This is a genomic window from Prevotella jejuni (genome assembly GCF_900187995.1).
GTDB classification, from domain to species: Bacteria; Bacteroidota; Bacteroidia; order Bacteroidales; family Bacteroidaceae; genus Prevotella; species Prevotella jejuni.
This window is the reverse complement of record NZ_FZNZ01000002.1, coordinates 54,530-79,404: the sequence shown is the minus strand read 5'-3', so window position 1 is coordinate 79,404 and position 24,875 is coordinate 54,530. Positions and strand designations below refer to the sequence as shown.

Annotated in this window: 14 protein-coding genes; 10 read left to right on the top strand and 4 right to left on the bottom strand. The window is 40.1% G+C overall.

Going from position 1 to position 24,875, the window contains the following annotated elements:
• Positions 1-97: 97 nt before the first annotated feature.
• From tsf to rplM, 4 genes are all read right to left on the bottom strand, one after another.
• Positions 98-1,096, bottom strand: a complete 999-nt coding sequence (gene tsf / locus CHB62_RS00925; RefSeq protein ID WP_009010992.1) for a translation elongation factor Ts — start codon at positions 1,094-1,096, stop codon at positions 98-100.
• 124 nt (positions 1,097-1,220) lie between these two features.
• Positions 1,221-2,036, bottom strand: coding sequence for a 30S ribosomal protein S2 (rpsB, locus tag CHB62_RS00920; RefSeq protein WP_089365308.1), 816 nt, complete (start codon positions 2,034-2,036; stop codon positions 1,221-1,223).
• A 254-nt stretch (positions 2,037-2,290) separates the two neighbouring features.
• Positions 2,291-2,677, bottom strand: a complete 387-nt coding sequence (rpsI, locus tag CHB62_RS00915; RefSeq protein ID WP_089365307.1) for a 30S ribosomal protein S9 — start codon at positions 2,675-2,677, stop codon at positions 2,291-2,293.
• An 11-nt stretch (positions 2,678-2,688) separates the two neighbouring features.
• Positions 2,689-3,153: a 50S ribosomal protein L13 gene (gene rplM, locus CHB62_RS00910; protein ID WP_089365306.1), complete on the bottom strand. Its 465-nt coding sequence runs from the start codon at positions 3,151-3,153 to the stop codon at positions 2,689-2,691.
• A gap of 846 nt (positions 3,154-3,999) precedes the next feature.
• Between rplM and CHB62_RS00905 the strand changes: the two genes are divergently transcribed.
• The 10 genes from CHB62_RS00905 (at position 4,000) to CHB62_RS00865 (ending at position 24,760) form a co-directional block, all read left to right on the top strand.
• Positions 4,000-5,094 (top strand): lactonase family protein, encoded by a 1,095-nt coding sequence (locus tag CHB62_RS00905; protein WP_089365305.1) that lies wholly within the window; start codon positions 4,000-4,002, stop codon positions 5,092-5,094.
• A 657-nt stretch (positions 5,095-5,751) separates the two neighbouring features.
• Entirely contained in the window at positions 5,752-5,925 is a 174-nt protein-coding gene (locus CHB62_RS14780) for a hypothetical protein (protein ID WP_167386051.1), read from the top strand.
• Positions 5,926-5,960: 35 nt separating this feature from the next.
• On the top strand, positions 5,961-8,378 hold the full coding sequence (locus tag CHB62_RS00900; protein ID WP_089365304.1) for a hypothetical protein: 2,418 nt from the start codon (positions 5,961-5,963) through the stop codon (positions 8,376-8,378).
• A gap of 624 nt (positions 8,379-9,002) precedes the next feature.
• Entirely contained in the window at positions 9,003-10,907 is a 1,905-nt protein-coding gene (locus tag CHB62_RS00895) for a glycoside hydrolase family 32 protein (RefSeq protein ID WP_089365303.1), read from the top strand.
• Between the two features lie 1,199 nt (positions 10,908-12,106).
• Entirely contained in the window at positions 12,107-14,743 is a 2,637-nt protein-coding gene (locus CHB62_RS00890; protein WP_089365302.1) for a substrate-binding domain-containing protein, read from the top strand.
• Between the two features lie 274 nt (positions 14,744-15,017).
• Positions 15,018-18,119, top strand: coding sequence for a SusC/RagA family TonB-linked outer membrane protein (locus CHB62_RS00885; protein ID WP_089365301.1), 3,102 nt, complete (start codon positions 15,018-15,020; stop codon positions 18,117-18,119).
• A gap of 23 nt (positions 18,120-18,142) precedes the next feature.
• A complete protein-coding gene (locus CHB62_RS00880) occupies positions 18,143-19,876 on the top strand; it encodes a RagB/SusD family nutrient uptake outer membrane protein (RefSeq protein WP_089365300.1) in 1,734 nt (577 codons plus the stop codon).
• 3 nt (positions 19,877-19,879) lie between these two features.
• On the top strand, positions 19,880-21,268 hold the full coding sequence (locus tag CHB62_RS00875) for a DUF4960 domain-containing protein (protein ID WP_089365299.1): 1,389 nt from the start codon (positions 19,880-19,882) through the stop codon (positions 21,266-21,268).
• Positions 21,269-21,284: 16 nt separating this feature from the next.
• Positions 21,285-22,880, top strand: a complete 1,596-nt coding sequence (locus tag CHB62_RS00870) for a glycoside hydrolase family 32 protein (RefSeq protein WP_009010980.1) — start codon at positions 21,285-21,287, stop codon at positions 22,878-22,880.
• Between the two features lie 185 nt (positions 22,881-23,065).
• Positions 23,066-24,760 (top strand): glycoside hydrolase family 32 protein, encoded by a 1,695-nt coding sequence (locus CHB62_RS00865; protein ID WP_089365298.1) that lies wholly within the window; start codon positions 23,066-23,068, stop codon positions 24,758-24,760.
• The last annotated feature ends 115 nt before the right edge of the window (positions 24,761-24,875 follow it).

Genomic DNA, 24,875 nt, shown 5'->3' with positions numbered 1-24,875 from the left:
TTATTAGCCTTATTAGCCTTATTAGCCAAAAAAAAGTTGCAGGAGCCTGATGGCTTTCCTGCAACTCCTATATCTTTCTTCTAAAGATTCTCTATGATTACTCAGCAGAGAGAGTGAAGCGCTTGTAAGCAACAATCTTAAGATCCTTGCTCTGGGCCTTAAGCCACTCATTAACGCTCTGCTTGTCACCATCACCAAACTGGAACTCCTGATCAACGAGACAGTTCTCCTTGAAGAACTTATTCAGACGACCCTTAGCGATATTCTGAATCATACCCTCATTGAGGTTTGCTGCCTTCTCAGCAGATACAGTCTTGCGGATTTCGATAGCCTTGTCAGCTTCCTCACGAGTCAACCAACCTTTCTTGATGTTAGACTCGATGTGGTCATCACTGTCAACGAGGTTAGCGTTGATGCCTGCCTTCTTGATAGCAGCAACAACAGCCTTCTCTACCTGCTCTTCCTTAGTCTTCTCAACAGCTACCTTAAACTCCTCGTCCTTAACAGACTGTGGAATAGATGCCTCGTCGAGAGCTACTGGCTTCATAGCTGCAACCTGCATAGCTACCTTGTGGCCAGCCTCTTCGTTGTTTTCGTTGAGCTGAACGATAGTAGCGAGAGTGTGCTTGTTCATGTGGTCATAAACAGACAAGTTCTCACCCTCAAGGAAGTTGTAGCCGTCGAGCTCCATCTTCTCACCTGTAACACCAGAACGCTGCTGAACAGCTGTTGCAGCATCCTCACCATTAGCGAGCTTCAATGCCTTAACCTCATCAAGGCTCTTGCACTTGTTAGCTACAGCAGCGTCCAGAATCTCCTGAACGAGGGCAATGAAGTCCTGACCATTAGCAACGAAGTCTGTCTCACACTTAATAGCAACCATAGCAGCAAAGCCATCTACCTGCTTAACGAGTACACAACCGTTTGATGTCTCACGGTCAGAACGCTTAGCAGCGATAGCCAAACCACGCTCACGAATCAATTCCTTTGCTTTGTCGAAGTCGCCTTCAGCTTCTGTGAGAGCCTTCTTTACGTCAGCCAGACCTGCGCCTGTCATAGCGCGGAGCTTCTTAATATCTTCAATAGATACAGCCATTTTTTGTTTTCCTTTCTAATATTATTAAATATTGTGGGCGTTGATGAGGGATAATAAACTTCACCTATTATAAATAATATAGAAGCTCATTAGCACTCACCAGCGCCCACTATGTTTCTTTTAATTACTCAGCAGCTGGTGCTTCGTTCTCAGTCTTTGGAGCCTCTTCTGCCTTACGAGCAGCACGCTTTGGCTTTGCCTCAGCAGCCTCTTCAGCCTGCTCTGCAGCAGCCTTCTCGTCAGCCTTCTCAGCCTTTCGCTCCTCAAGGCCCTCTGCGATAGCACCGCAGCAAGCAGCGAGGATAGCCTCTACAGAATCCTTAGCATCATCATTAGCTGGAATGATATAGTCGATGTTCTTTGGATCAGAATTGGTATCAACGATACCGAATACAGGAATGCCGAGACGGTTAGCCTCCTTAACAGCGATGTGCTCCTTCATTACGTCTACAACGAAGAGTGCAGATGGCAAACGAGTCAAGTCAGAGATAGAACCGAGGTTCTTCTCGAGCTTAGCACGCTGACGTGAAATCTGCAGAAGCTCACGCTTAGAGAGGTTAGAGAATGTACCGTCGTTCATCAACTTGTCGATGTTCGTCATTTTCTTCACAGCCTTACGGATGGTTGGGAAGTTGGTCAGCATACCGCCAGCCCAACGCTCGTTTACGTATGGCATGTTTACAGCTGCAGCCTTCTCTGCTACAACTTCCTTAGCTTGTTTTTTAGTAGCGACGAACAGAATCTTCTTACCACTCTTAGCAATACCCTTGAGTGCCTCTGCAGCCTCGTCAATCTTAGCTACAGTCTTGTGAAGATCGATGATGTGGATACCATTGCGCTCCATGAAGATGTAAGGAGCCATAGCTGGGTTCCACTTGCGACGGAGGTGGCCAAAGTGACATCCTGCCTCCAATAACTGGTCAAAATTTGTTCTTGACATTTTGTTTGTTTTTACTTGTTTACTTTCTTTTTAATTCTTTCTTGGCGAATGAGCTTCACCACGCTTTGTTAGAATCAACTGACGGGTAGTCCCCCGATAAGGAATCGCGTCAGTTTAGATACTAAACCATTTCCTTCTATTCCTTTGAACGTTGATATTTACACTTTGAACGTTTGTCTTTCTACTTATTGAATAGAGCAGACTGTATGGTTCAATGTCCTAAGTTCAATGTCCCAAAGAACATAAAGGAAATATTAACGCTTACTGAACTGGAAGTGAGCACGAGCCTTTGGCTGACCTGGCTTCTTACGCTCAACAGTACGACTGTCGCGTGTCAGGAATCCCTGGTGCTTAAGTGCTTTCTTGTCCTCAGCGTTAACCTTAACCAATGCACGAGCGATAGCAAGACGCAGTGCCTGGCTCTGACCAGTAAAGCCACCACCATCGAGGTTGGCCTTAATGTCATACTGACCTTCTACACCGAGCAACTGCAGTGGTTGCTTAACCACGTACTGCAGGATAGCTGATGGGAAGAATTCAGTTAAATCTTTCTTGTTGATAGTGATCTTACCGGTGCCCTCTGAGAGGTATACACGCGCTACAGCGCTCTTACGGCGACCAATTGCATTAATTACTTCCATCTTTCTCCTTATTATTTATACTGGTTAATATCAATTGCCTTTGGCTTCTGTGCCTCGAGACCGTTGAGCTCTGTACCTTCGATAACATAGAGGTTATCCAACAGATGACGACCTAAAGGACCCTTTGGTAACATACCCTTAACAGCATGACGAATCATCTTGTCGATACCGTTCTTACGTGTACGAAGCTGTGCTGGGGTGTTGAAACGCTGACCACCAGGGTAACCAGTATAACGTGTGTAAACCTTATCAGTCTCCTTCTTACCAGAGAATACAATTTTAGCTGCATTGATAATGATTACGTTGTCACCACAATCTACGTGTGGGGTGAAAGTTGGCTTGTACTTTCCGCGAAGGAGCTTAGCTACTTTAGAGCAAAGACGACCTACAATCTGATCGCTCGCGTCAATAACGACCCACTCTTTCTTAGCTGTTTCCTTATTTACGGAAATAGTCTTGTAACTTAAAGTGTTCATTCTAAAAAATTAATAATTTTACTACTAAAAAACGTTTTCTATTTCTACGACTGTGCTTGACCTAACCATGCTGTCCGGCCAAAGACAACACTATTAACACGTATCGTATGGGGTTCTAAGTGTATCCCCGTTAATAATCGGACTGCAAAGGTACTTATTTTCAACCTTATATAAAAGGTTTGAATAGGATAGATATGTATTGTTTATGATTATTTAACTAAATTAATATAAGTGTTACTATCTATCATGAAGCTTTTTGAAATGGGGAGTGAATACCTTGATATCTGTACATGACTGTATGTGTATTTAGTCTTATATCTTTCTTTTATATCCTTATCCTGTATAAAGGGTGTATCCGTAAAGCCTCTCCTTCTTAGAATTGATGAGTTATGTACAGTGATGAGAATGGCTTTATTAGTTCTGTGTATAACAAAAGGAATAACTACTCATCTTACTCTCTGTTATTCTGTCTTTTTGTATCCAGTTCTATTGCCTTCACTTTCCAAATAGTATGACCCCTAATTATATCATTCATATCTGTTGCCGTCAATCGGCGTTTGTGTGTTCTCCCTGTTCGCAGAAAGGCTTCTGTACATCTGTGAAAATCTGTGAGAGATAAAACTCCTAACGAATTCTCTTGTATTCTTTTATGTTTCTTATCAATGATTTCAAAAACTTAAAATTCAGTCTGTATAGCCAAAAATGATAAAAAAGAATGTGTCTTATAATTGTTTTCTTTATTTTTGCAACAACGTATTGTTGTGCTATGTCTTTTCTCAAAGAGGGCTGCGTAGGGCGGATGATACGATAGAGATCTAAATATTGAACATAAACATATAAACCAAGATGAAATTAAAATCTAAATTGTTAAGCATGGCTTTAGCCTTCGTTCCTGTAATCGGTTTTGCCGACAGTAATATTAAGATGGTTGTTGGTACTTATACCGATGCAGGTAGTCAGGGATTGTATTCCTTCTCTTTCGACCAGTCTACGGGTACGGCATCAGGCATTACTTCGTTGAAGGTAGACAATCCTTCTTATTTTACTTTCAGTAAGGATGGCCGTAACATCTATGCTGTTAGCGAGAAGAATAATGCAACGGCTGTTCTCAATAGTATTGGTTACGACCCTGTAAACGGTACTTTCGCATTTAAGAACTCTCAGCTGACACATGGTGCCGATCCTTGTTATGTTGCTACAGATGGCAAGATTGCGCTTACAGCTAACTACTCTGGTGGTACTATCTCTGTGTTCCCAATTCTTAAGAACGGTACACTTGGTAAGTCTTTGCTTCAGGTAGGTAGTAAGAAAGGAGGACCAGACCGTTCACGTCAGAACACGCCTCATGCACATTGTGCTATCTTTGCGCCTGATGGTTATATCCTTACAACCGACTTCAGTGGCGACCGTATTCTTTGCTTCTCTTATAATGAACGTAATAAGAAGTTAGAGGACCATGGTATTGCTGCTCATGTGAAACCAGGTTCTGGTCCACGTCATCTTGTTTTCTCTCCTAATGGTAAGTATGCTTACCTTATGAGTGAGTTGTCTGGTAAGGTGACTGTTTACAGTTATAGTGATGGTAAGTTAAAGGAACTCCAGTCTATTGCTGCCGATTACGCTAACGCACGTGGTGGTGCTGATATCCATGTTAGTCCTGATGGTTCGTTTGTTTATGCCAGTACACGTCTGAAGGGTGATGGTATCACAATCTTCCGTGTAAATAACAATGGTACATTGACTCGTGTCGGTGCACAGCGTACAGCTAAACACCCACGTAACTTTGCTATCACTCCAAATGGTAAGTTCCTTCTTGTTGCTTGCCGTGATGATAACTCAATACAGGTTTACTCACGTGATAAGAGTACGGGTATGCTTAAGAATACTAATCAAGATGTTATTCTTAGTCACCCTGTCTGCATCAAGTTCTATCCAGAGTAGTGCCCTTTGGAGTAAAGGGGTTTTAGGGAGTGAAAGGGAGTTAAGATATTAGTCTTTTCCCTTTCGCTCCTTTTTTTTGTGGAGTTAAGGAGTTAAGGAGTGAAAGGGAGTTAAGACATTAGTCTATTCCCTTTCGCTTTTTTGTGGAGTTAAGGGGTTAAGGAGTGAAAGGGAGTTAAGACATCAGTCTATTCTCTTATGCTCTTTTTTGTGGAGTTAAGGAGAGAAATGGAGTTAAGACATTAGTCTATTCCCTTATGCTCCTTCATTACTAAATTTCTTGTTATGCTATTGTCTTAACTCCCTTTCTCTCCTTCACTCCTTAATCCCTTATTATGCTATTGTTTTAACTCCCTTTCACTCCTTAACTCCTAAATATCACTATCCATTCTTTACTTTTTAACTGTTGTATCAGCTTCTTAACTCATTGATTTATAAGGTGTATGTGCCTTGTTAAATATCTAAAAAACGCATTTGTATATACCCGTATTTTGAATGATAATACGTAATTTTGTAGTGAATTAGAGGGACGTTTTCAATATTACTTGACAAAAAGAAAGTATTCAATAGGTATTCAAAAGGAGGCTCCCTGTCCGTAGGAATGGGTTAGAAAGAATTAACCAACGAACTTATTAAAAAAACTTTATATTACAATTTATGAAGAGGAAAGATTATGTAAAGCCTAATACAGACATATTGAGTCTTTACACTGAAGAGTTTATGGAGTACGGGTTCCATGCTCGTAGTGGTATCCATGGGAGTCTTGACCCTGGTAATGACGAGCCAGATCCAGAGGATAACACTGGTGGCATTGATGTTCAAGATCCTTAAATGATAGTAAATAATAGAAAAGAGTACATTCATATATGAAACATTTAATTTATTCATGCATTGCTGTCTGCGCATTGCTTTTTACAAGTTGTGTCGATCAAGATGTCACAGAGAATGTTAACAGCAATGATGGTAAGCCTGGTATTACTGTCTCTATGTCTATGGAAGGTAATATGCAGGGCAACCAAGCTGCGCCTACAAGTCGTGCGGGCGGTAACAACGCTATAGGTTATGAAACTGACGACAATACAGGTTTTCCAACTCCAATAGGTATATATAATAAGGGTACTAATGAGGGTACTGAGCTTGCAAATGGTGATAAAGTACCAGTACTCCTTGTCTTTAAGAGTACAGACACTACGCAACCTGTAACGAAGGTTATAACGAATTGGACTTATAAACAAGGTGGTGAACTTACGCTCGAGCCAAGCGAAACATTCGAGATGAAAGCAGGAACCGACCTTAGTAAGGGTAAGTGGTTCGTATGCGGAATACTGGGTGGAGAGCCACTCCCAGGTGCTAATCAAGTTAAATTCAATGGTTTTATTGAAGGACATGTGGCTCGCAATGTTGCTGGAAACAAAGTTAAGTGGGGAGCAAACATACCATACGTGTTCAGCTGGCGTGAGTTAGAAACCAATCAAGCCAATAAAACCATTAAAGCAAAAGACCCTGTTCGTTTTAAGCAGTTCGGAACAATTGTTCGCTTAAAGGTAACTAATAAGACCGGGTTTGGTTTTAAGTACAATGGTGTACGTATTATAACAAGTAATATCCTTTGTGGTCAGTTTGATTTAAAGGTATTTGATGAGGTTCCAACGACCGACTTGACAGATACAAAGGATGCTACTATTGCATCGGCTACATTGTCCTCTTTCCAAAATGCCTTCAAGGCTTTCAAGTTCTATCAACGTCCATTGACAGATAACGCAATGGTTGGCTCTGACGGACTTATAGCCAAAAAGCACTTCTCTATTAAGGGCGAATACATTGCAAACTATGCTGAAGAGAAGGCTAATGATGCTAAGGCTGACAACGATATAAGCAAGAAATTCAATACAGCTCTTACTTATATCGATCATACATTCCTAAAAGATGCAACGGGGAACAACTTCGATAATGTTCCAGATAATAGCGAAGCACCAAGTTATATATATGTTTGGATGGCCCCACAGACACAAGCTGTGAAGCTATATAATGATAATATGGAATCTGCAACAAGCACTAATTACACCGTAAACCGTGTTGCTAAGACGCAGTTCCTACTGATGGCTGTACCAACGGAGACCAGTTCGGCTACTAAAGTTGTGCCTTCTTCCATTAGTATGATACCTGCTTACGGTTCGTTAAAACCTTATACATCGGGTGCTAACTATCCTGCAAGGGGCAGTGTGGTATACAAGTTCCCACCATTAAGCTACATTGCAAAGCACGACAACTTTGGTACTGAAGCCGAATTGTCGGTTGATAACGATTATAATGTGGCTAATACAAAACGCTATACTTGGGAAAAAGAGGTTGCAAACACAGAGACGATAACCGATAAACGTGGGTCTATTCCATCTGGATATGAGTTTGCTGGTAACGAATACTGGCGTAGTATCATTGCACAATACTATGGTTTTGCAGGCTTCCGTAATGCTGGTGCAACCTATAAGTATTCTGTCGGCATTGTTTCTCCTGCTAAATTACCGGGTTGGAGCACCACTAAACTCGTGTTCCATTCCTATTCTAAGGGTGTGAAAGATAGCAACGGCAAACTTATTGCCTATATGATTGGTATGTCGAAAAAGCCCGATTATATTACCAATAGCGGAGAAGGACAGCTTTATATGGGGCATGTAACAGCTTCTCCAACACGAGTTAGCGCAGGACTTGACGGCAATACAACATGGATAGACAATAATAACTATCGCTATACCATACGTTATGAAGATGTGAATGGGGCAGCTGTACTCACCCAACGTTACCTTGGTCCACGCTTTGTATTAGATATGGATGATATCGATACGGAAGACTTTTGGGCTGACCCAAGCAATGGCACCACCTATCCTGCCGATACTAAGCGTATATTCCCATACGCTGGAGTGAACAGTGCAGCCTCTGCTGGTAACCAAACGTTCTGGTATTACGACACATCAACCTTAGGAAAGTGTACACAATATTGGACTCCTGACAATACAACAACCACAGGAAGATATACTCCACAGAACTCTAATGGCACGGGAGCAATGCTCGGATTGGGTGGTGTTCTACCTAAACAGGCGGTTGCTTTCATGGGTTCGCAGGCCGGAAACGAGACTTGTGGCTTCTTCCAACACTATCTTTATGTAAACGTTCCTGTGAATGGTGATAGAACAGATGGTGGTGCTATGGGTGATTCAAGGTATAAGGTGAATTTCATCATGAGCGCTCCTGTTCGCTTATGGAAGACAACTCCATACGCTGATTAATACGCTGACTAATAAGAAAAACCATTAGATTCATCTATATTATCAAGTATCTGTGGTATCCGAAAGGGTATCACAGATATTTTTTTATGTGGGTTTTATGCTATGTTGTGGAGGCTTTTCGTGCAGCAAGAAGTTATCTTTCATGGGGATTGATGAGCGTACTATAAAAGAACACAGAGGCTATTGTTATCGAATTATTTTCATGAAAAAAAATATTTTTTATCATGAAAAGAAATATTTATCTTCATGAAAAAAAATAATTCTTTACGTGAAAAGAAATGGTTCTCCGCTGTTTTCTACAATGCGATGAGAAGTGTTAGTCTAAGGAAAAGATGAAGATAAAGATGTTTCATGACCGTCTATAGTCATCTTTTATACGCATAATAACTTGTTTATTCCTTGCAGATACAAAAGAAAGAATGTATCTTTGCTGCAGTAACTCCAACCCTTTGAGGGTTATGCAGATGCGGCATTGCTTACATGTCATTCTCCCTCATTGTTGCTCACGGGCAGCAGTGATAACGAAGGAGAGAGCGATGTCTGTTCGTCTTTCACCTAATTAGATACGTCAGGCGTAGCCCATAGTGCAATAGCCTAATGGGAACACCATAACTAAAAATAGCAATGAACAAAAGAAATCTTTTCCTTTATGCAGCCTTGACAGGTCTTTCCGTATCGGCTACGGCACAGACAATGAACATCACACGTGATGGTGACACAACGATTGTGAAGATAGAAAAGTCGCCAAAGTATCTTCTCCTTCCGATTGAAGAAGGGAAAGATGAGGCGCAGGTGATACTTGATTATGGCAAGAAGACCGATACGTGGATGGATGTAAGACTGGCACAAGGTAAAACTGACTATTATGTACCATTCAAACTCAATAAGGGTAAGACCTCAATAGTCAAGATCTTAAATCTAAAAGAGGATGCGCTAACCCTCAAACAAGGACAGTTAAGGCTCTCAAACGTGTGGGATGTGACCAATACCGATTTCTATCGTCCCTCTTATCATCACACTCCTTCTTACGGATGGATGAACGATCCGGTCGGTATGTTCTATAAAGATGGGGTCTATCATCTATGTTATCAATACAACCCCTACGGCTCCATGTGGGGAAACATGCACTGGGGGCATGCTATCAGTCGTGACCTTATTCGCTGGAAGGAGGTTGAGCCGACGCTCATTCGCGACCATGAGGGACATATCTTCTCTGGTAGTACGGTCATAGATAGGGATGGTACGGCTGGTTATGGTAGGAATGCTATCATCTCTCTGTACACTTCTGACAGCAAGGAGAATGCCCAGACGCAGTGTATGGCTTATAGCACCGATGGCGGTTACACCTTCCATAAGTATGAGAAGAACCCTGTCTTGAAACCTTTCGATGGTGTGAAAGACTTTCGCGACCCAAAGGTCTTCTGGTATGAACCGCTGAAGAGATGGTATATGATAGTCTCTGCCGACAAAGAAATGCGTTTCTACTCATCGCCAAACCTCAAGGATTGGACCTACGTCAGTGCTTTCGGCAAAGGATATGGTGCACAGCCAAACCAGTTTGAATGCCCTGATTTCTTCCAACTCGCCGTTGATGGCAATCCTAATAAGACCAAATGGGTGATGATAGTGAACATTAATCCGGGCTGTCTCTTTGGTGGTAGTGCTACGGAGTACTTCGTTGGTGACTTCGATGGGACGAACTTCATCTGCGATAGCGACCTTTCTGTAGCTAAGTTCCTTGACTATGGTAAGGACCATTATGCCACAGTTACCTTCTCAGGCGTTAAAGACCGTGTGTTAGGAATAGCGTGGATGAGCAACTGGCAGTATGCTAACGTTACGCCTATCCGCCAGTATCGTGGTGCAAATACGCTCCCTCGTGAATTCAAGCTCTTCACAGGTAAGGACGGACAAGTCTATATGTCTGCAAACGTTGCACCAGAGGTTGCTGTTCTGAGAAGGAACTATAAGCGTCTGCCCGACCTATTGGTTGCTAACGAGCGGGAGGCAAAGAACGTGTCAACAAGTAAGGAGAACGCCTTTGAAATAGAGATGGATGTAACGCTAAACAAGGCGATGAAGGCAGGAATAGTCCTTTACAACGATAGAGGAGAGCGGGTAGATCTCTACTTAGATAGGAAGTCTGGCCGACTTGTCATGGACCGTACGGAGAGTGGAAAGGTTCAATTTGGTGAGAAGTCAGAACCTCATAAGATTGAAACCGACTATGACGACCGTCAGGAACAGAAGGCTTCTGGACCATTGCGCAAGCTGAACTCCATTAATTATCAGAACGACTTTGCACTCGGTACATGGGCACCATTAAGCCTCTGCGACTCCGACACCTATCATTTAGACATCTTTGTTGACAAGTGTTCTATCGAAATCTTCGTCGATGGCGGTCGTATCTCCATGACCAACCTTGTCTTCCCAACTACACCTTACACCTCTATTAAGTTCTATTCTGATGGCAATAGATCCTCTTTCAAAGACATAAAAGTGAGCGAGTTAGGAATATTGAAGCGTTAATAGATAGTCTTTTAACTCTAATCGGTAGTTAGAATCAAAGCATATTTTGCTCTAATTATCGATTTGAGATTAAAGTAAAGGCTGTGGATATATGTTTTTTGGTTCTTCCGAAATATGGAGTGATAAACTAAAACTCTCATATAATAAGGCACACAGAGCTACGGAGAGGATGGAGATAAAGGCAATGTCACGGAGGTGCCGATGGCACAAAGAGCGACGGAGGTGCAGCGTACAGATTTCTGATAACCCTTTTGGTATGAACGCTTTGTATATAAATTGCTAACAGAATTGGCAAACTATCTCCGTCGCTCCACGCACCGACGGTGCCTCCGTGACTACCGGTGCTTGCTTTGATATTCCTCCGTACTCTCCGTTCCTCTGTGTGACATCTCGCCAAAGACCTAAGCTTAGGCGGATTATTATCACTCCAAAATTCTGAAGACCCTATTTTTTATTAAGAACGGACAGGAACGGACAGGTTGAAAAGATAGGTTCTTCCGTTAAATGTGTGGACGCTTTTCGTAGTGCTTTAACGTAAGAGCCAAAGTTACTCATTAAACAAAAATATAGCTGAGACAGTCAACTATCTATCCTATTTTCATCCTCTTTCATTGAAAATCTTTTCGTTTTAAGACATCGAAAACCTGCAGACAAGGGGTTAAAAAATCATTACATGATTTCAAAGAAAACACCTATAACTAGCGGCAAAAATACACATTAGGTGCAGGTTTGAAATCAACAGAGTATCAGTTAGTTATCAAGTATAAAGTAAAAGGTGCTTAATTGGACTTCAAAAGGGCGTTAGCAAGGGTCTTAAAGAGCATCTTTTGCAAGCCAGAAGGGCGTCTTTTAGAAGCCAAAAGAGCATGTATTGGGTTTGAGCTGTACGAAAACAATTTACAAACATGATTTAATAAGGGAATAAGCAGGTTATAGACGACAGATAGACATCACACCTAATTACATTTATTATATAGTTTACCCCCCCCTTATAAAGCAATCTTATTGGAGGTAAGCTTACCATGTATGTGGATTAATCTCATTCTATTAACAATCTACACATTTAACGGAAGAACCAAAAGATAGTCAGTACTTGCTTAGTAGATACAGAATTACTCACTTCGATACTTGCAAATACAGAAGAAAGAATGTAACTTTGTTGCGGTAAACCTGTATTAAATATAATCTACTTGATAATTATGCAGATGAAACAATGGCTATATGTCGTTTTTTTTACATTGGTATTTTCAGCTTGTTCGGATAACAACGTAAAAAAATATGTTATAGGAGTATCTCAGTGTTCTGAAGATATTTGGCGCGATAAGCTCAACAACGAACTTGTGATGAGTACCTATCAGCATGATAATGTAACACTGAAATTTGCTTCAGCTAATGATAATGACAGGTTACAGAAACAACAGATTGAACAGTTTATAAAGGAAGGGGTCAACCTTCTTATTGTTTCTCCCAATCAAATTCATACGATTTCATCGGTCATCGATAAAGCATACGATGCAGGAATCCCTGTTATCCTCTTCGACCGTAAGACCGATTCAAGAAAGTATACAGCCTTTATAGGGGCTGATAACTATGAGGCTGGACACGAAATAGGCGATTTCATCGGTCAGCAGTTAGAGGGTAAAGGGAATATAGCAGAGATTTGTGGATTACAAGCATCGTCTCCTGCAATCGAACGAAACCGTGGCTTTATGGATGCTTTGAAGAATTATCCTGATATAAAGGTAGTGGCTCGTGGGTATGGAGACTGGATAAAAGAAAGTGGTGTCACGGCTATGGATAGTATACTTGTGCAGTCTAAGGAGTCTTTCCAATATGTCTTTGCACAAAATGACCGCATGGCTTTAGGTGCTTTGCAATCTATAAAGAAGCATAAGGTTAAGGGAATAAAAATAGTTGGAATAGATGCTCTTCCTGTACCAGGAGGAGGTATGGAGAATGTTCGTGATGGTAATTTAGAAGCTTCTTATATCTATCCTACCCGAGGCGATTCGGTTATGCAACTCGCGTTGAATATCCTTGAGAAGAAGCCTTATAAGCGTGACAACTATCTAAAAGGTGCATTGGTAACAAAGGCAAACGCTAATGTTTTACTTATGCAAAATGAAGAGATGAACAAGCAGACCGCCCGTCTCAATGCACTTCATGGGAAGGTGGATACTTATTTGGTGCAATATAATCATCAAAAGATGTATATTGTACTTTTTAGCATAATCCTTCTCTTGCTGATAGGTATTATGGTTTATATCTATCGAACCATCCTTATGAAGCGAAGAATAGAGGAAGAAGCCAACAAAGCAAAACTTCAGTTTTTTACAAATATAAGTCATGAATTGCGTACACCACTTACGTTGATAGCTGATCCTGTGAACTATATCATCCATGATGATAACCTTAATTCACAACAACGAAGTATGCTACAGATAGTACAACGTAATGTGCTTGTCCTGACACAATTGGTCAGTGAGATCCTTGACTTCCGTAAGGTGCAGAATGGTAAGATGGAACTACGCCTCTCCGACTTTAATCTTACGGAAAGTATGAAACAATGGATTATGCTTTTCAGTGTCTCTGCACAAAAGAAGCATATTGCCATTAGTATGGATGCCCCTGATACAATCATGCTCAGAGCAGATCAAGATAAGATAGAGCGAATCTGTTATAATCTTCTTAGTAATGCCCTAAAATATACGTTTGAAGGTGGAGAAATCACTCTGATGGCTAAAGAGGAGGGTGGACGTGTTATGATTAGTGTGGCAGATAATGGTTGTGGCATTTCAAGTGATGAGCTTCCTTATATTTTCGATCGTTTCTATCAAGCAAAGAATGCTGGACGTGGTACGGGTATTGGGTTGGCTATTGTAAAAGCTTTCACAGAACTGCATCACGGAGAAGTAAGTGCTACAAGTATAGAGGGAAAAGGAAGTACCTTTACTATTCATATTCCTGTTAGACAGAAAGGAGAGGTAACAAACCAGCCTACAGAGAAAATAGAACAATTGGTTGAGCCATCATCCGCAGAAGAAGTTCCGAATCAAGCTCGTCATATAGATGAACTTATACAGCCTTATCAAACAGATAAACCAGAGGTGTTAATCATTGATGATAATATCGATATTCGCACTTATTTAAGGTCGGTATTATCCGAAAAGTATAATGTGAGTGAAGCCGCTGATGGAAAAGTCGGTTTGGAACTTGCACGGAAAATAGTTCCAGATATAGTGTTGTCGGACATTATGATGCCTGTGATGGACGGATTAGCGTTTTGTCAACAGCTGAAAACGGATAAAGCTATCAGTCATATACCTGTCATTTTACTAACAGCACGTAGTCTTGATGAGCAACGCGCTGAGGGGTATGAGCATGGCGCAGATGCTTATTTGTCCAAACCATTCTCACTTCGTCTACTCCTTTCACGTATTGACAATCTCATAGAAAGTAGGAAAAAGTTGAATCAAACATGGTCAAAAGGTGTTGAGGACGATGAAATCGGTAATATTTCGAATGAAATTGATAAATCTTTCCTCAAGCAATTGCGAAAGATAATACAAGAAAACCTTGCAAATAGTGACTTAAGTGTAGAGCAGATTGGCGATGAAATCGGACTTTCTCGTGTACAACTTTATCGGAAAGTAAAGGCTCTTACGGGATATTCTCCTGTAGAAATTGTACGTAAAGCTCGTCTCACTCGTGCTCGTCATCTCCTTCAAACGACTGAGCGTACGGTGTCAGAAGTGGCTTATGCTGTTGGCTTCTCTACGCCCAGTTATTTCTCAAAGTGCTATAAAGACGAGTTTGGGGAGAATCCCAAGAAGTGATAATAGGATTATGAAAACTGTTTAAAATAAGTGATATAGGCACTTGTGGGTGTGTAAATCTCCTGTAAGGTGAGGTGTTGAACACTTAAGAAAATGAACGATTTGTCAGATTCGTGAGAATAGACAAATCGTTCATTTATTATTAATATCTTTGTTATGTAACATTTATTACATTCGGAGAACGATTATTATTGAAAAAGGATATTACCATTTCTTATCTTTGCGCCATAAAACCAAAAGAATATTATTTAGTATTACTAACTATCAGAAAGTCATGAAACAAGTATTGCGAGTAATCATGAGTCTGTTACTTCTGATGTATTGTGCTGGGGTTATGGCACAAACTGCAGATGTTAGCGGTAAAGTGATTGACGAACAGGGGGAACCTGTTATTGGTGCATCGGTGGTACAGAAAGGTACATCAAATGGTACTGTCACCGATATTGATGGTAATTTCACCTTTAAGGCTCCACAAAGTGCTACACTTGTAGTCTCCTATGTAGGCTATAAAAGTGTAGAAGTAAAGGCTGGTGTCGGAATAAAGGTACAGCTACAGACAAATGCGAGTGAACTAAACGAAGTCGTTGTTACGGGTTATACAACCCAACGCAAAGCAGATCTTACAGGAGCTGTTTCGGTTGTAAGCGTAGATGAATTAGCAAAGCAGAATGAGAACAATCCAATGAAGGCGCTACAAGGTAGGGTTCCTGGTATGAATATCTCTGCAGATGGTTCACCTTCAGGATCTGCTACGGTACGTATTCGTGGTATTGGAACTCTGAATAATAACGATCCTCTTTATATTATAGATGGTGTACCGACTAAGGCTGGTATGCATGAGTTAAATGGTAGTGATATAGAAAGTATCCAAGTTTTGAAAGATGCTTCTTCTGCTTCTATCTATGGTAGCCGTGCAGCTAATGGTGTTATCATTATTACTACAAAGAAAGGTAAGGAGGGAAGAGTAAACGTAGATATTGATGCTTCTATTGCGGCGTCAATGTATGCCCATAAGATGAAAGTTCTTAATGCGAAGCAGTATGGACAGGTAATGTGGCAAGCTTATGTTAACGATGGTATGGATCCAAATACTAATGGTTTAGGGTATCGTTACGACTGGAGTTACGACGTACAAGGAAATCCTGTGTTGAATGGCATTAGCATGCGTAAGTATCTTGATGGTGCAGGAACAACACCTGCTGCTGATACAGACTGGTTTGATAAAACGACACGTACAGGTGTTGTTCAGAACTATAATGTAGCGGTAAGTAGCGGTTCAGATCGTCATTCGTCTTATTTCTCATTAGGTTATTATAAGAACTTAGGTATCATTAAGACATCTGACTTTGATCGTTATTCAGCTCGTATGAATACTGAATATAAGTTGATAAAAGATGTTTTAACCGTTGGAGAGCATTTTACGTTAAGTCGTACGTCAGAGGTTCAAGCACCTGGCGGCTTCCTTGAAAATGTTCTTCAGTTTAATCCTTCACTCCCTGTTTACACAGAGAACGGAACTTATGCGGGTCCAGTCGGTGGTTATCCTGATCGTGAGAACCCTGTTGCACGTCTGTATCGTAACAGTGATAATCGTTATGTTTATTGGCGTACTTTTGGTGATGCATACATAAATCTTCACCTTTTTAAGGGATTTAATTTGCGCTCAACCTTTGGATTGGATTATGCTCAGAAGCAGCAGAGATTCTTTACTTACCCTATAACAGAAGGAACGGTTGCCAATTCTAAGAATGCAGTTGAGGCAAAACAAGAACATTGGACAAAGTGGATGTGGAATGCTGTTGCAACTTATAATTTGCAAGCTGGTTTACATCGTGTAGACGCAATGGCAGGTATTGAGTTGAACCGTGAAGATGACAACTACTTCTCAGGTTATAAAGAAGACTTCCTGATTCTTAATCCTACCTACATGTGGCCTAATGCTGGTACTGGTACTGCACAAGCCTATGGTGGAGGAAGTGGATACTCTTTGGTTTCTTATTTCGGAAAATTGAATTATAATTATGCTGACAAGTATTTAGCTTCATTCACCCTTCGTTATGATGGCTCATCACGATTTGGTAAGAATAATCGTTATGCCACATTCCCTTCTGTTTCTTTGGGATGGCGCATTAATCAAGAGAAGTTCTTAAAGAGTGCACAATGGTTGAATGATTTAAAACTTAGAGCATCGTGGGGAGCAACTGGTAATCAAGAGATTTCTAACATCGCGCGTTACACCATATATGTTAGTAACTATGGAGTAAATGAAAATGGTGGTCAGAGTTATGGTACATCATATGATATAGCAGGTACTAATGGTGGTCGTCAATTGCCAAGTGGATTTAAACGTGACCAACTCGGTAATAATGACATCAAATGGGAAACGACCTATCAGACTAATCTTGGTCTGGACTTCTCTATGCTCAAATCTTCACTCTATGGAAGTTTTGACTGGTATTATAAAAAGACTAAGGATATTCTCGTACAGATGGCTGGTATCGCAGCTATGGGAGAAGGAAGTACACAGTGGATCAATGCTGGTGCTATGGAGAATCGTGGCGTAGAACTCAACTTGGGTTATCGCAAGTCAACCAATGGTGGTTTTCATTATGACATAGCAGGTAACTTTAGTACTTATCGTAATAAGATAACAGCTTTGCCAGCAACAGTTGCTGCCAATGGAACCTTTGGTGGTAATGGTGTGAAGAGTGTTATTGGTCATCCTATGGGTGCACAAGTTGGCTATGTTGCTGATGGCATCTTTAAGAGCCAAGATGAAATAGATAATCATGCGAGACAGGATGGTGCAAAACTTGGACGTATGCGTTGGAAAGACTTGGATGGCAATAATGTCATTACAGAAGCAGACCAAGACTGGATTTATAATCCAACACCAGACTTTTCTTATGGTCTTAATGTGTATCTTGAATACAAAAACTTTGATTTCACAATGTTCTGGCAAGGTGTACAAGGTGTAGATATTATCTCTGATTTAAAGAAGCAGACAGATATTTGGGCTGGTTTGAATATTGGTTTCCTAAATAAGGGTCAACGCTTGTTAGATGCATGGAGTTGTACCAACCCAAATAGTAATATTCCTGCGCTCTCACTCTCTGATAATAATAATGAGAAGCGTGTTTCTACTTATTGGGTAGAGAATGGCTCATACTTAAAACTACGTACTATTCAGTTAGGATATAATCTGCCAAAGAGTATGACGAACCGGCTTGCAATGCAGCGTTTACGTTTCTACCTCAGTGCGCAGAATTTATTAACTATACATAGTAAGAGTTTTACTGGTGTTGATCCAGAGAATCCAAACTATGGTTACCCAATTCCACTCAATATCACATTCGGTATAAACGTTACATTCTAACAATTATCATCTGACTATATAATATGAAAAAAATAATATATTCAGCACTTGTGCTCGCTACCCTTAGTATGACAAGTTGTTCAGACTTCTTGGATGAACATACTCCACAGGCAACACTAAGTGATGAGCAAGTAAAGGAGGCTAATCATGTTGATGAACTCGTAACATCAGCTTATGCCATATTTATTTCAGCAGAAGATATCAATTCTTCGTTTTCAATGTGGAATTATGATGTCCGCAGTGATGATGCCTATAAAGGCGGTAACGGAACAAGTGATGGAGATGTGTTCCATCAACTTGAAATAGAACAAGGAGTCTTGACCACAAACTGGAATATTAGCGATATGTGGCAAAGATTATACAATTGTATATCACGTGCCAACACGGCAATAGCTCTTCTTGAACAAGTCAATAGTACTGTCTACCCTCGAAAGGAAGAACGTTTGGCTGAGATGAAGTTCTTGCGTGCATATGGACACTTTTTGTTAAAGCGTTTGTATAAGAATATACCTTTTGTTGTAGACCCTAATCTTAAGTCAGAGCAATATAACATGCTTTCTAATCGTGAATATACGAATGATCAAGGTTGGCAAGTTATTATTGATGACTTGATGGAATCTTACAATAACCTTCCTGTTCATCAAGCAGACAAGGGACGACCAACAAAAGCATCAGCTGCAGCTTTCCTTACGAAGGTATATATGTATAAGGCTTATCATCAAGATAATGAGAACACGAATGAAGTTACAAGTATATCAAAAGACGATCTTTTGAAAGCTGTTCAGTTTAGTGATCCATCTATTTATGCTGCTGGAGGCTATGGCTTAGAGAGTGATTTCCATAATAACTTTAGGCCAGAACCACAGTTCGAGAATGGAAAGGAAAGTCTTTGGGCAATGCAATATTCTATCAATGATGGAACTAAGAATGGTAATCTCAATTGGAGTTATGGACTAATTGTTCCAAATATTCCTGGTGTGACTGACGGAGGATGTGATTTTTATAAGCCAAGTCAAAACCTTGTTAATGCTTATCGTACAGATGCTAATGGACATCCATATATCGGTACATTTAACAATCAAGACTATAATAAAGCAACAGATTATGCAGACCCACGTCTATTCCTTACCATTGGTATTTCTGGTTTACCTTATGAATTTAACTCTAAGTTCATGATGGATAGGACTGCTACATGGAGTAGAAGTAATGGATTGTATGGCTATTATGTAACTTTAAAGCAGAATGTAGACCCAGAAAGTCCTTATCTGAAGAAAGGTGCATGGTGGGGTACATCAGAGAATCGTATTGTCTTCCGTTATGCTGATGTCCTACTTGAACGTGCTGAGGCTTTGGTACAGTTAAATGATGGACGTATTAACGAGGCAATCAATATCATCAATCAAATCCGTAATCGTGCCAAACAAAGCACAGGTGCTATCAGCAATTATCAGAGTGATTATGGTGTGAGAATGAATGTTATGCCATATACAGGAACCTACAGTCTGGTAGAGGCACTTGATATTGTTAAAATGGAGCGTCGTATAGAGATGGGTATGGAATCTGAAAGATTCTTTGACCTTGTAAGATGGGGAGAGGCAGAACGCGTACTCAACAAATATTATGCAGAAGAAGCTAATGACTGTTCTATCTATAGTAGTGCTCACTTCACTAAAAATAAGAATGAGTACTTGCCTATTCCATATGCACAAATAGCTGCTTCAAACGGACATTATAAACAAAATATTGGTCAGTGGTAAAGTATGAAAACAAATATAACAACACTATTCATAGCGCTTATTGCTTTCTTTGCATTAGGTAGCTGCAGCGACGAGAATAATATTTCTGATCTGCAATTAAACGGATTATGTTCAGTCGATTCTATCGTATTGGATAATTATAAAGGTGTCGTAGATCAGGCTTCACGTACAATCACTGTGCGTGTCCCTGAGACTTACGATGTCACAAACATGACTGTTAGTACACTTAAGGTAAGTGCTGGCGCAATCTGTAATTTCAAAGAGGGTGACAAACTTAATATGCTTACGGCTCAGGTGCTCAGTGTTAAGAATGGTGACGTCTTCCTTGATTGGACTATCAATGTATTGAGAGATGAGGCAAAGATTATTTCTTTTAAGATTAATGGAACATATAATGGTGTTATTGATGAAGCGAATAAGACTATTTCTGTCTATGTGCCAAATACGCTTGACCTCCATTCTCTAATCCCTACAATAGGTTTGAGTACAAATGCGACGGTTAGTCCATCTAATGGTATTGCAACAGACTTTTCTAATCCAGTTACATTCACTGTCACTAATAATACTGCTTCTGCAATCTATACAGTAAAAGTAACAGCTATTGGTAAGCCTACTGCAATCTTTGTTAGCTTGCCTGCTTCGATGAATGAACTCAATTCAGAGGAATTAACTGCTTGTAAGTGGATGCTTCAGAATATTCCAAATTCATTATATGCATCATTTACTGATATTAAGAATGGCACAGTAGATCTTAGCGAATGTAAAGTGATATGGTGGCATTATCATAAGGATGGAGGAGTAGATGGAAAAGAAGCTTTCGAACGAAGTGCGCCTGAGGCTGTCAATGCAGCAGTTGCCTTAAGAGACTATTATAATAATGGTGGTTCTTTCCTCTTCACTCGATATGCAACAAATATGCCAGCTGAGATTGGCGCAGTAGCAAACAATGCTGCTCCAAATAATTGTTGGGGGCAGAACGAAGCTGATGCTGAGAAAGTAAGTGGTCCTTGGAACTTCTTTATTCAAGGGCATACGAGTCATCCTCTTTTCCAAAATCTTATAATGAAGAGTGGTGAGCCTAACTCTATTTATACTTGTGATGCAAATTACCGTATCACCAATTCAACTGCTCAATGGCATATTGGTACCGATTGGGGTGGATATGATAACTTAAATAAATGGCGTACAGAGACTGGAGCACAAGATTTGGCTTATGGTGGTGATGGTGCTGTCGTTGCATGGGAATTCCCTGCAACTGGAACAAAGGGCAAGATTCTCTGTATTGGTTCTGGATGTTATGACTGGTACAGTGTAGATGATGTCCCAGCCTTTTACCACAATAACATTGCCAAGATGACACAGAACGCATTCAACTATCTAATGAATCATTAAATAAAGTATAATTGATATGAGAACTATGATATATTCTCTCGCTCTCATCGCATCTTTATCAGCCTCACTAATGAGCTGTAGCGATGATAAGACCATGATAGAGGAAAAAGATTGGAATACAACAACTTATTTCAAGTCTACAGATGAAATGGGGCAAGCTACCTTTTATAAGCCAACTGTTGGATTTGTTGGAGACCCAATGCCTTTCTTTGATCCTAAAACAAAGAATTTTAAAGTTATGTATTTACAGGACTTTCGTCCTAATCAGGCGGGTACTTATCATCCTATCTGGGCTGTAGAAACATCAGATGGAGCCAACTACCAATCACTTGGAGAGTTGATTCATTGTGGTGGTATCAATGAGCAGGATGCGGCACTGGGTACAGGTTCTACTGTTTATAATGATGCTGATGGGTTGTATTATACCTTCTATACAGGTCATAGATATCAAACATCTTCTACCAATAATGGTGAGATGGTGATGATGGCAACATCATCCGACTTCAAAACATGGACTAAGAATCGTGTTTTCCGCTTGAAAGGTGATGATTACGGATATAGTAAAGATGATTTCCGTGATCCCTTTGTCTTCAAAGGTGACGATAATAAATGGCACATGCTTGTTTCTACTCTGAAGGGAAGTAAAGGTCATTTGGCTGAGTTTACATCAGATGATCTTAAGACGTGGACCCATGCTGGAACGTTTATGACCATGATGTGGGACCGATTCTATGAATGTCCTGATGTGTTTAAGATGGGTGATTGGTGGTATCTTGTTTATAGTGAAAAGCATTCAGCTATCCGTCGTGTGCAGTATTTCAAAGGTAAGACTCTTAATGAACTCAAGGCTTGTACACAGAATGATGCTGGTTTATGGCCTGATGGACATGAGGGATTCTTAGATAGTCGTGGCTTCTATGCAGGTAAAACTGCGAGTGATGGTCAGAATCGCTATATTTGGGGATGGTGTCCAACACGTCCAGGTAAGGATAATGCTGCTGTTGGTGCTGCTCCTAATGAACCTGAGTGGGCTGGCAACCTTGTTGTCCACCGTCTCATACAACACGCTGATGGTAGTCTTACCTTAGGAGAAGTAAAAGGGATTAGCGATAAATACGGCAAAAAACAAGAAGTAAAGGTTATGGCAAAGAGTGATAATGGTGTTGAGAATGTAACTGATGGCTATAAGCTTTCTGGTGATTCTTACCTACTTTTCAACCGTCTTGGCTATCACAATAAAATTACCTTCACGATAACAACTTCTAATAACTGGGATAAGTTTGGTGTCTCATTCGTACGTGGTACAGATTCTGAGAAGTATTATTCTTTGGTGGTAAATCCTGAAAATGAACAGACACGTAAGATAAACTTTGAGGAAGAAGGTTCTGCGGGTCGTGGTTTCATAAATGGTATTGATGGCTACAACTTCGCTCGTCCAACAGACAACGTCTATCATGTGACCATCTATACAGACAATAGTATAGCGGTAATGTATATTAATGACGTATGTTGCTATACTAACCGTATTTACGAAATACAGAAGAACTGTTGGAGTATTAATAACTATGGAGGTAACATTACCATTAGTAATCTCGCTGTAAGTCAGTATTAAGATTATAGTTCCTTTCTTCACTGAAGATAGAATAAATATATAGTTGAAATTTAGTCGTTCATTCCGTGAGAAATTGCCTATCATTGCAAATAATATCATTGAATGAGCGACTTTTCTTTCTAACTTATCAATAAAATGTCTATCTTTGTCTATCTGAAACTAAAAATACATATAAACAACCTACGATGAATAGAAAGATTAATTTATTGGCTTTTTGCCTTTTCATAACTACTACGCTTATGCATGCGCAATCATTCTTAAGTTCAAATCACGCAATAAAACGTGTGAAGACAACAGATAAGTATGTTCTTCTTCCAGTAGAGGAGGAAGAAGGTTATGCACATATTCGCGTTATCAAAGATAATCAAGTTGTAAAAGAATTCAATTGTAAGCTCGCCATCAATAAAACTGATTATAGCGTTCCACTCGATATCAGTGAGTATGGTGGTGATGTGTTGCTTGATATCCAGTTCTCAGGAGATAAGCGTAGTATCGGTTTAATCAATAATTTCGTTTGCTGGAAAGATATAAAAGCAACAAATATGTTTGATTCCAAGAATCGTGAAAAGTTCCGTTCTATCTATCACCATACTCCAGTCTATGGCTGGATGAACGATCCTAATGGTATGTTCTACAAAGATGGTGTATGGCATTTATACTATCAGTATAACCCTTATGGTTCGCAGTGGGAGAATATGACGTGGGCGCATAGTACCTCTACAGACCTCATACACTGGAAAAATCATGGAGAAGTGATACAACCAGATGCACTTGGAACTATTTTCAGTGGTAGTAGTGTCGTTGATAAAGAAAATACCGCAGGGTTTGGAAAGGATGCTGTTGTTGCTTTTTACACTTCTGCAGGAGCTGCGCAAACACAAAGTATTGCATATAGTACGGATAATGGTGAGACTTTTAAGAAGTATGTAAACAACCCAATTCTTACAAGTGATGTACCTGACTTCCGTGATCCTAATGTCTTTTGGAATGAAGAAGTGAAGCAATGGAATCTTATTCTTGCAGCAGGACAGCAGATGAATATATATAGCTCAAAGAACTTGAAAGACTGGAAGTTTGAGAGTTCTTTTGGAGAGGGGTATGGTAATCATGGAGGTGTTTGGGAATGTCCTGACCTCTTGAAGATGGGTGATAAGTGGGTGCTTATCTGTAATATTAACCCTGGAGGTCCCTTTGGTGGTAGTGCAACTCAATACTTTGTAGGCTCATTTGATGGTCATAAATTCACTTGCGAATCAAAACCTGAGGTAACAAAGTGGATGGATTATGGAAAAGATCACTATGCAACCGTATCGTTCAGCAATGCTCCTGATGGTAGAATTGTCGTTCTTCCATGGATGAGTAACTGGCAGTATGCTAATCAAGTACCTACACAGCAGTTCCGTTCAGCCAATGGTTTGCCAAGAGACTTGGGGCTTTATAGTTACAATGGGGAAGATTATGTTAGCGTAAAGCCATCACCTGAAGTCTTTGCTGCCTTTGAGAAGAAACCGTCTGGACGCCTCCAACCTGCTGCTTATATAGAAGTGACCAATATTAAGAGTAATGCTTCTATAGTGTTAAGTAATGACAAGGGAGAACGAGTTACTATGGTTTATGATGGAAAGAATGCTACTTTCAGTATGGATCGTACAGAGAGTGGTGTTACTGATTTCCATAGTGACTTTAAGGCTAAGACGGTAGCTCCAACTAATGGTGTTATTAAATCAATGCAAATATTTATAGACCGTTGTAGTATTGAAGCTTTTGATACTGAAGGTAAAGTCGCAATGACTAACCTCGTTTTTCCGTCAAAGCCTTATGATAAGATAATAGTAAAGGGATGCAAAGTAAAGATTTATGAATTGAAGGATCAAAAGTAATAAAAGAAAAAATATTAATTCTGTCTATTAATTATATGTAATCTTGTTAGAGATATATTTGTTGATATTAATGAACGGAATTTCAAGGTTTCTTTCTTCGTAAAAAAGTAACTTT

Excerpts from the sequence above, each read along its gene's own strand:
- CHB62_RS00900 (WP_089365304.1), top strand. The coding sequence starts at position 5,961 with ATGAAACATTTAATTTATTCATGCATTGCTGTCTGCGCATTGCTTTTT.
- rpsB (WP_089365308.1), bottom strand. The coding sequence starts at position 2,036 with ATGTCAAGAACAAATTTTGACCAGTTATTGGAGGCAGGATGTCACTTT.
- CHB62_RS00890 (WP_089365302.1), top strand. The coding sequence starts at position 12,107 with ATGCAGATGAAACAATGGCTATATGTCGTTTTTTTTACATTGGTATTT.
- CHB62_RS00885 (WP_089365301.1), top strand. The coding sequence starts at position 15,018 with ATGAAACAAGTATTGCGAGTAATCATGAGTCTGTTACTTCTGATGTAT.
- CHB62_RS00875 (WP_089365299.1), top strand. The coding sequence starts at position 19,880 with ATGAAAACAAATATAACAACACTATTCATAGCGCTTATTGCTTTCTTT.
- CHB62_RS00865 (WP_089365298.1), top strand. The coding sequence starts at position 23,066 with ATGAATAGAAAGATTAATTTATTGGCTTTTTGCCTTTTCATAACTACT.
- CHB62_RS00895 (WP_089365303.1), top strand. The coding sequence starts at position 9,003 with ATGAACAAAAGAAATCTTTTCCTTTATGCAGCCTTGACAGGTCTTTCC.
- CHB62_RS14780 (WP_167386051.1), top strand. The coding sequence starts at position 5,752 with ATGAAGAGGAAAGATTATGTAAAGCCTAATACAGACATATTGAGTCTT.
- CHB62_RS00880 (WP_089365300.1), top strand. The coding sequence starts at position 18,143 with ATGAAAAAAATAATATATTCAGCACTTGTGCTCGCTACCCTTAGTATG.
- CHB62_RS00905 (WP_089365305.1), top strand. The coding sequence starts at position 4,000 with ATGAAATTAAAATCTAAATTGTTAAGCATGGCTTTAGCCTTCGTTCCT.
- CHB62_RS00870 (WP_009010980.1), top strand. The coding sequence starts at position 21,285 with ATGAGAACTATGATATATTCTCTCGCTCTCATCGCATCTTTATCAGCC.
- rpsI (WP_089365307.1), bottom strand. The coding sequence starts at position 2,677 with ATGGAAGTAATTAATGCAATTGGTCGCCGTAAGAGCGCTGTAGCGCGT.
- tsf (WP_009010992.1), bottom strand. The coding sequence starts at position 1,096 with ATGGCTGTATCTATTGAAGATATTAAGAAGCTCCGCGCTATGACAGGC.
- rplM (WP_089365306.1), bottom strand. The coding sequence starts at position 3,153 with ATGAACACTTTAAGTTACAAGACTATTTCCGTAAATAAGGAAACAGCT.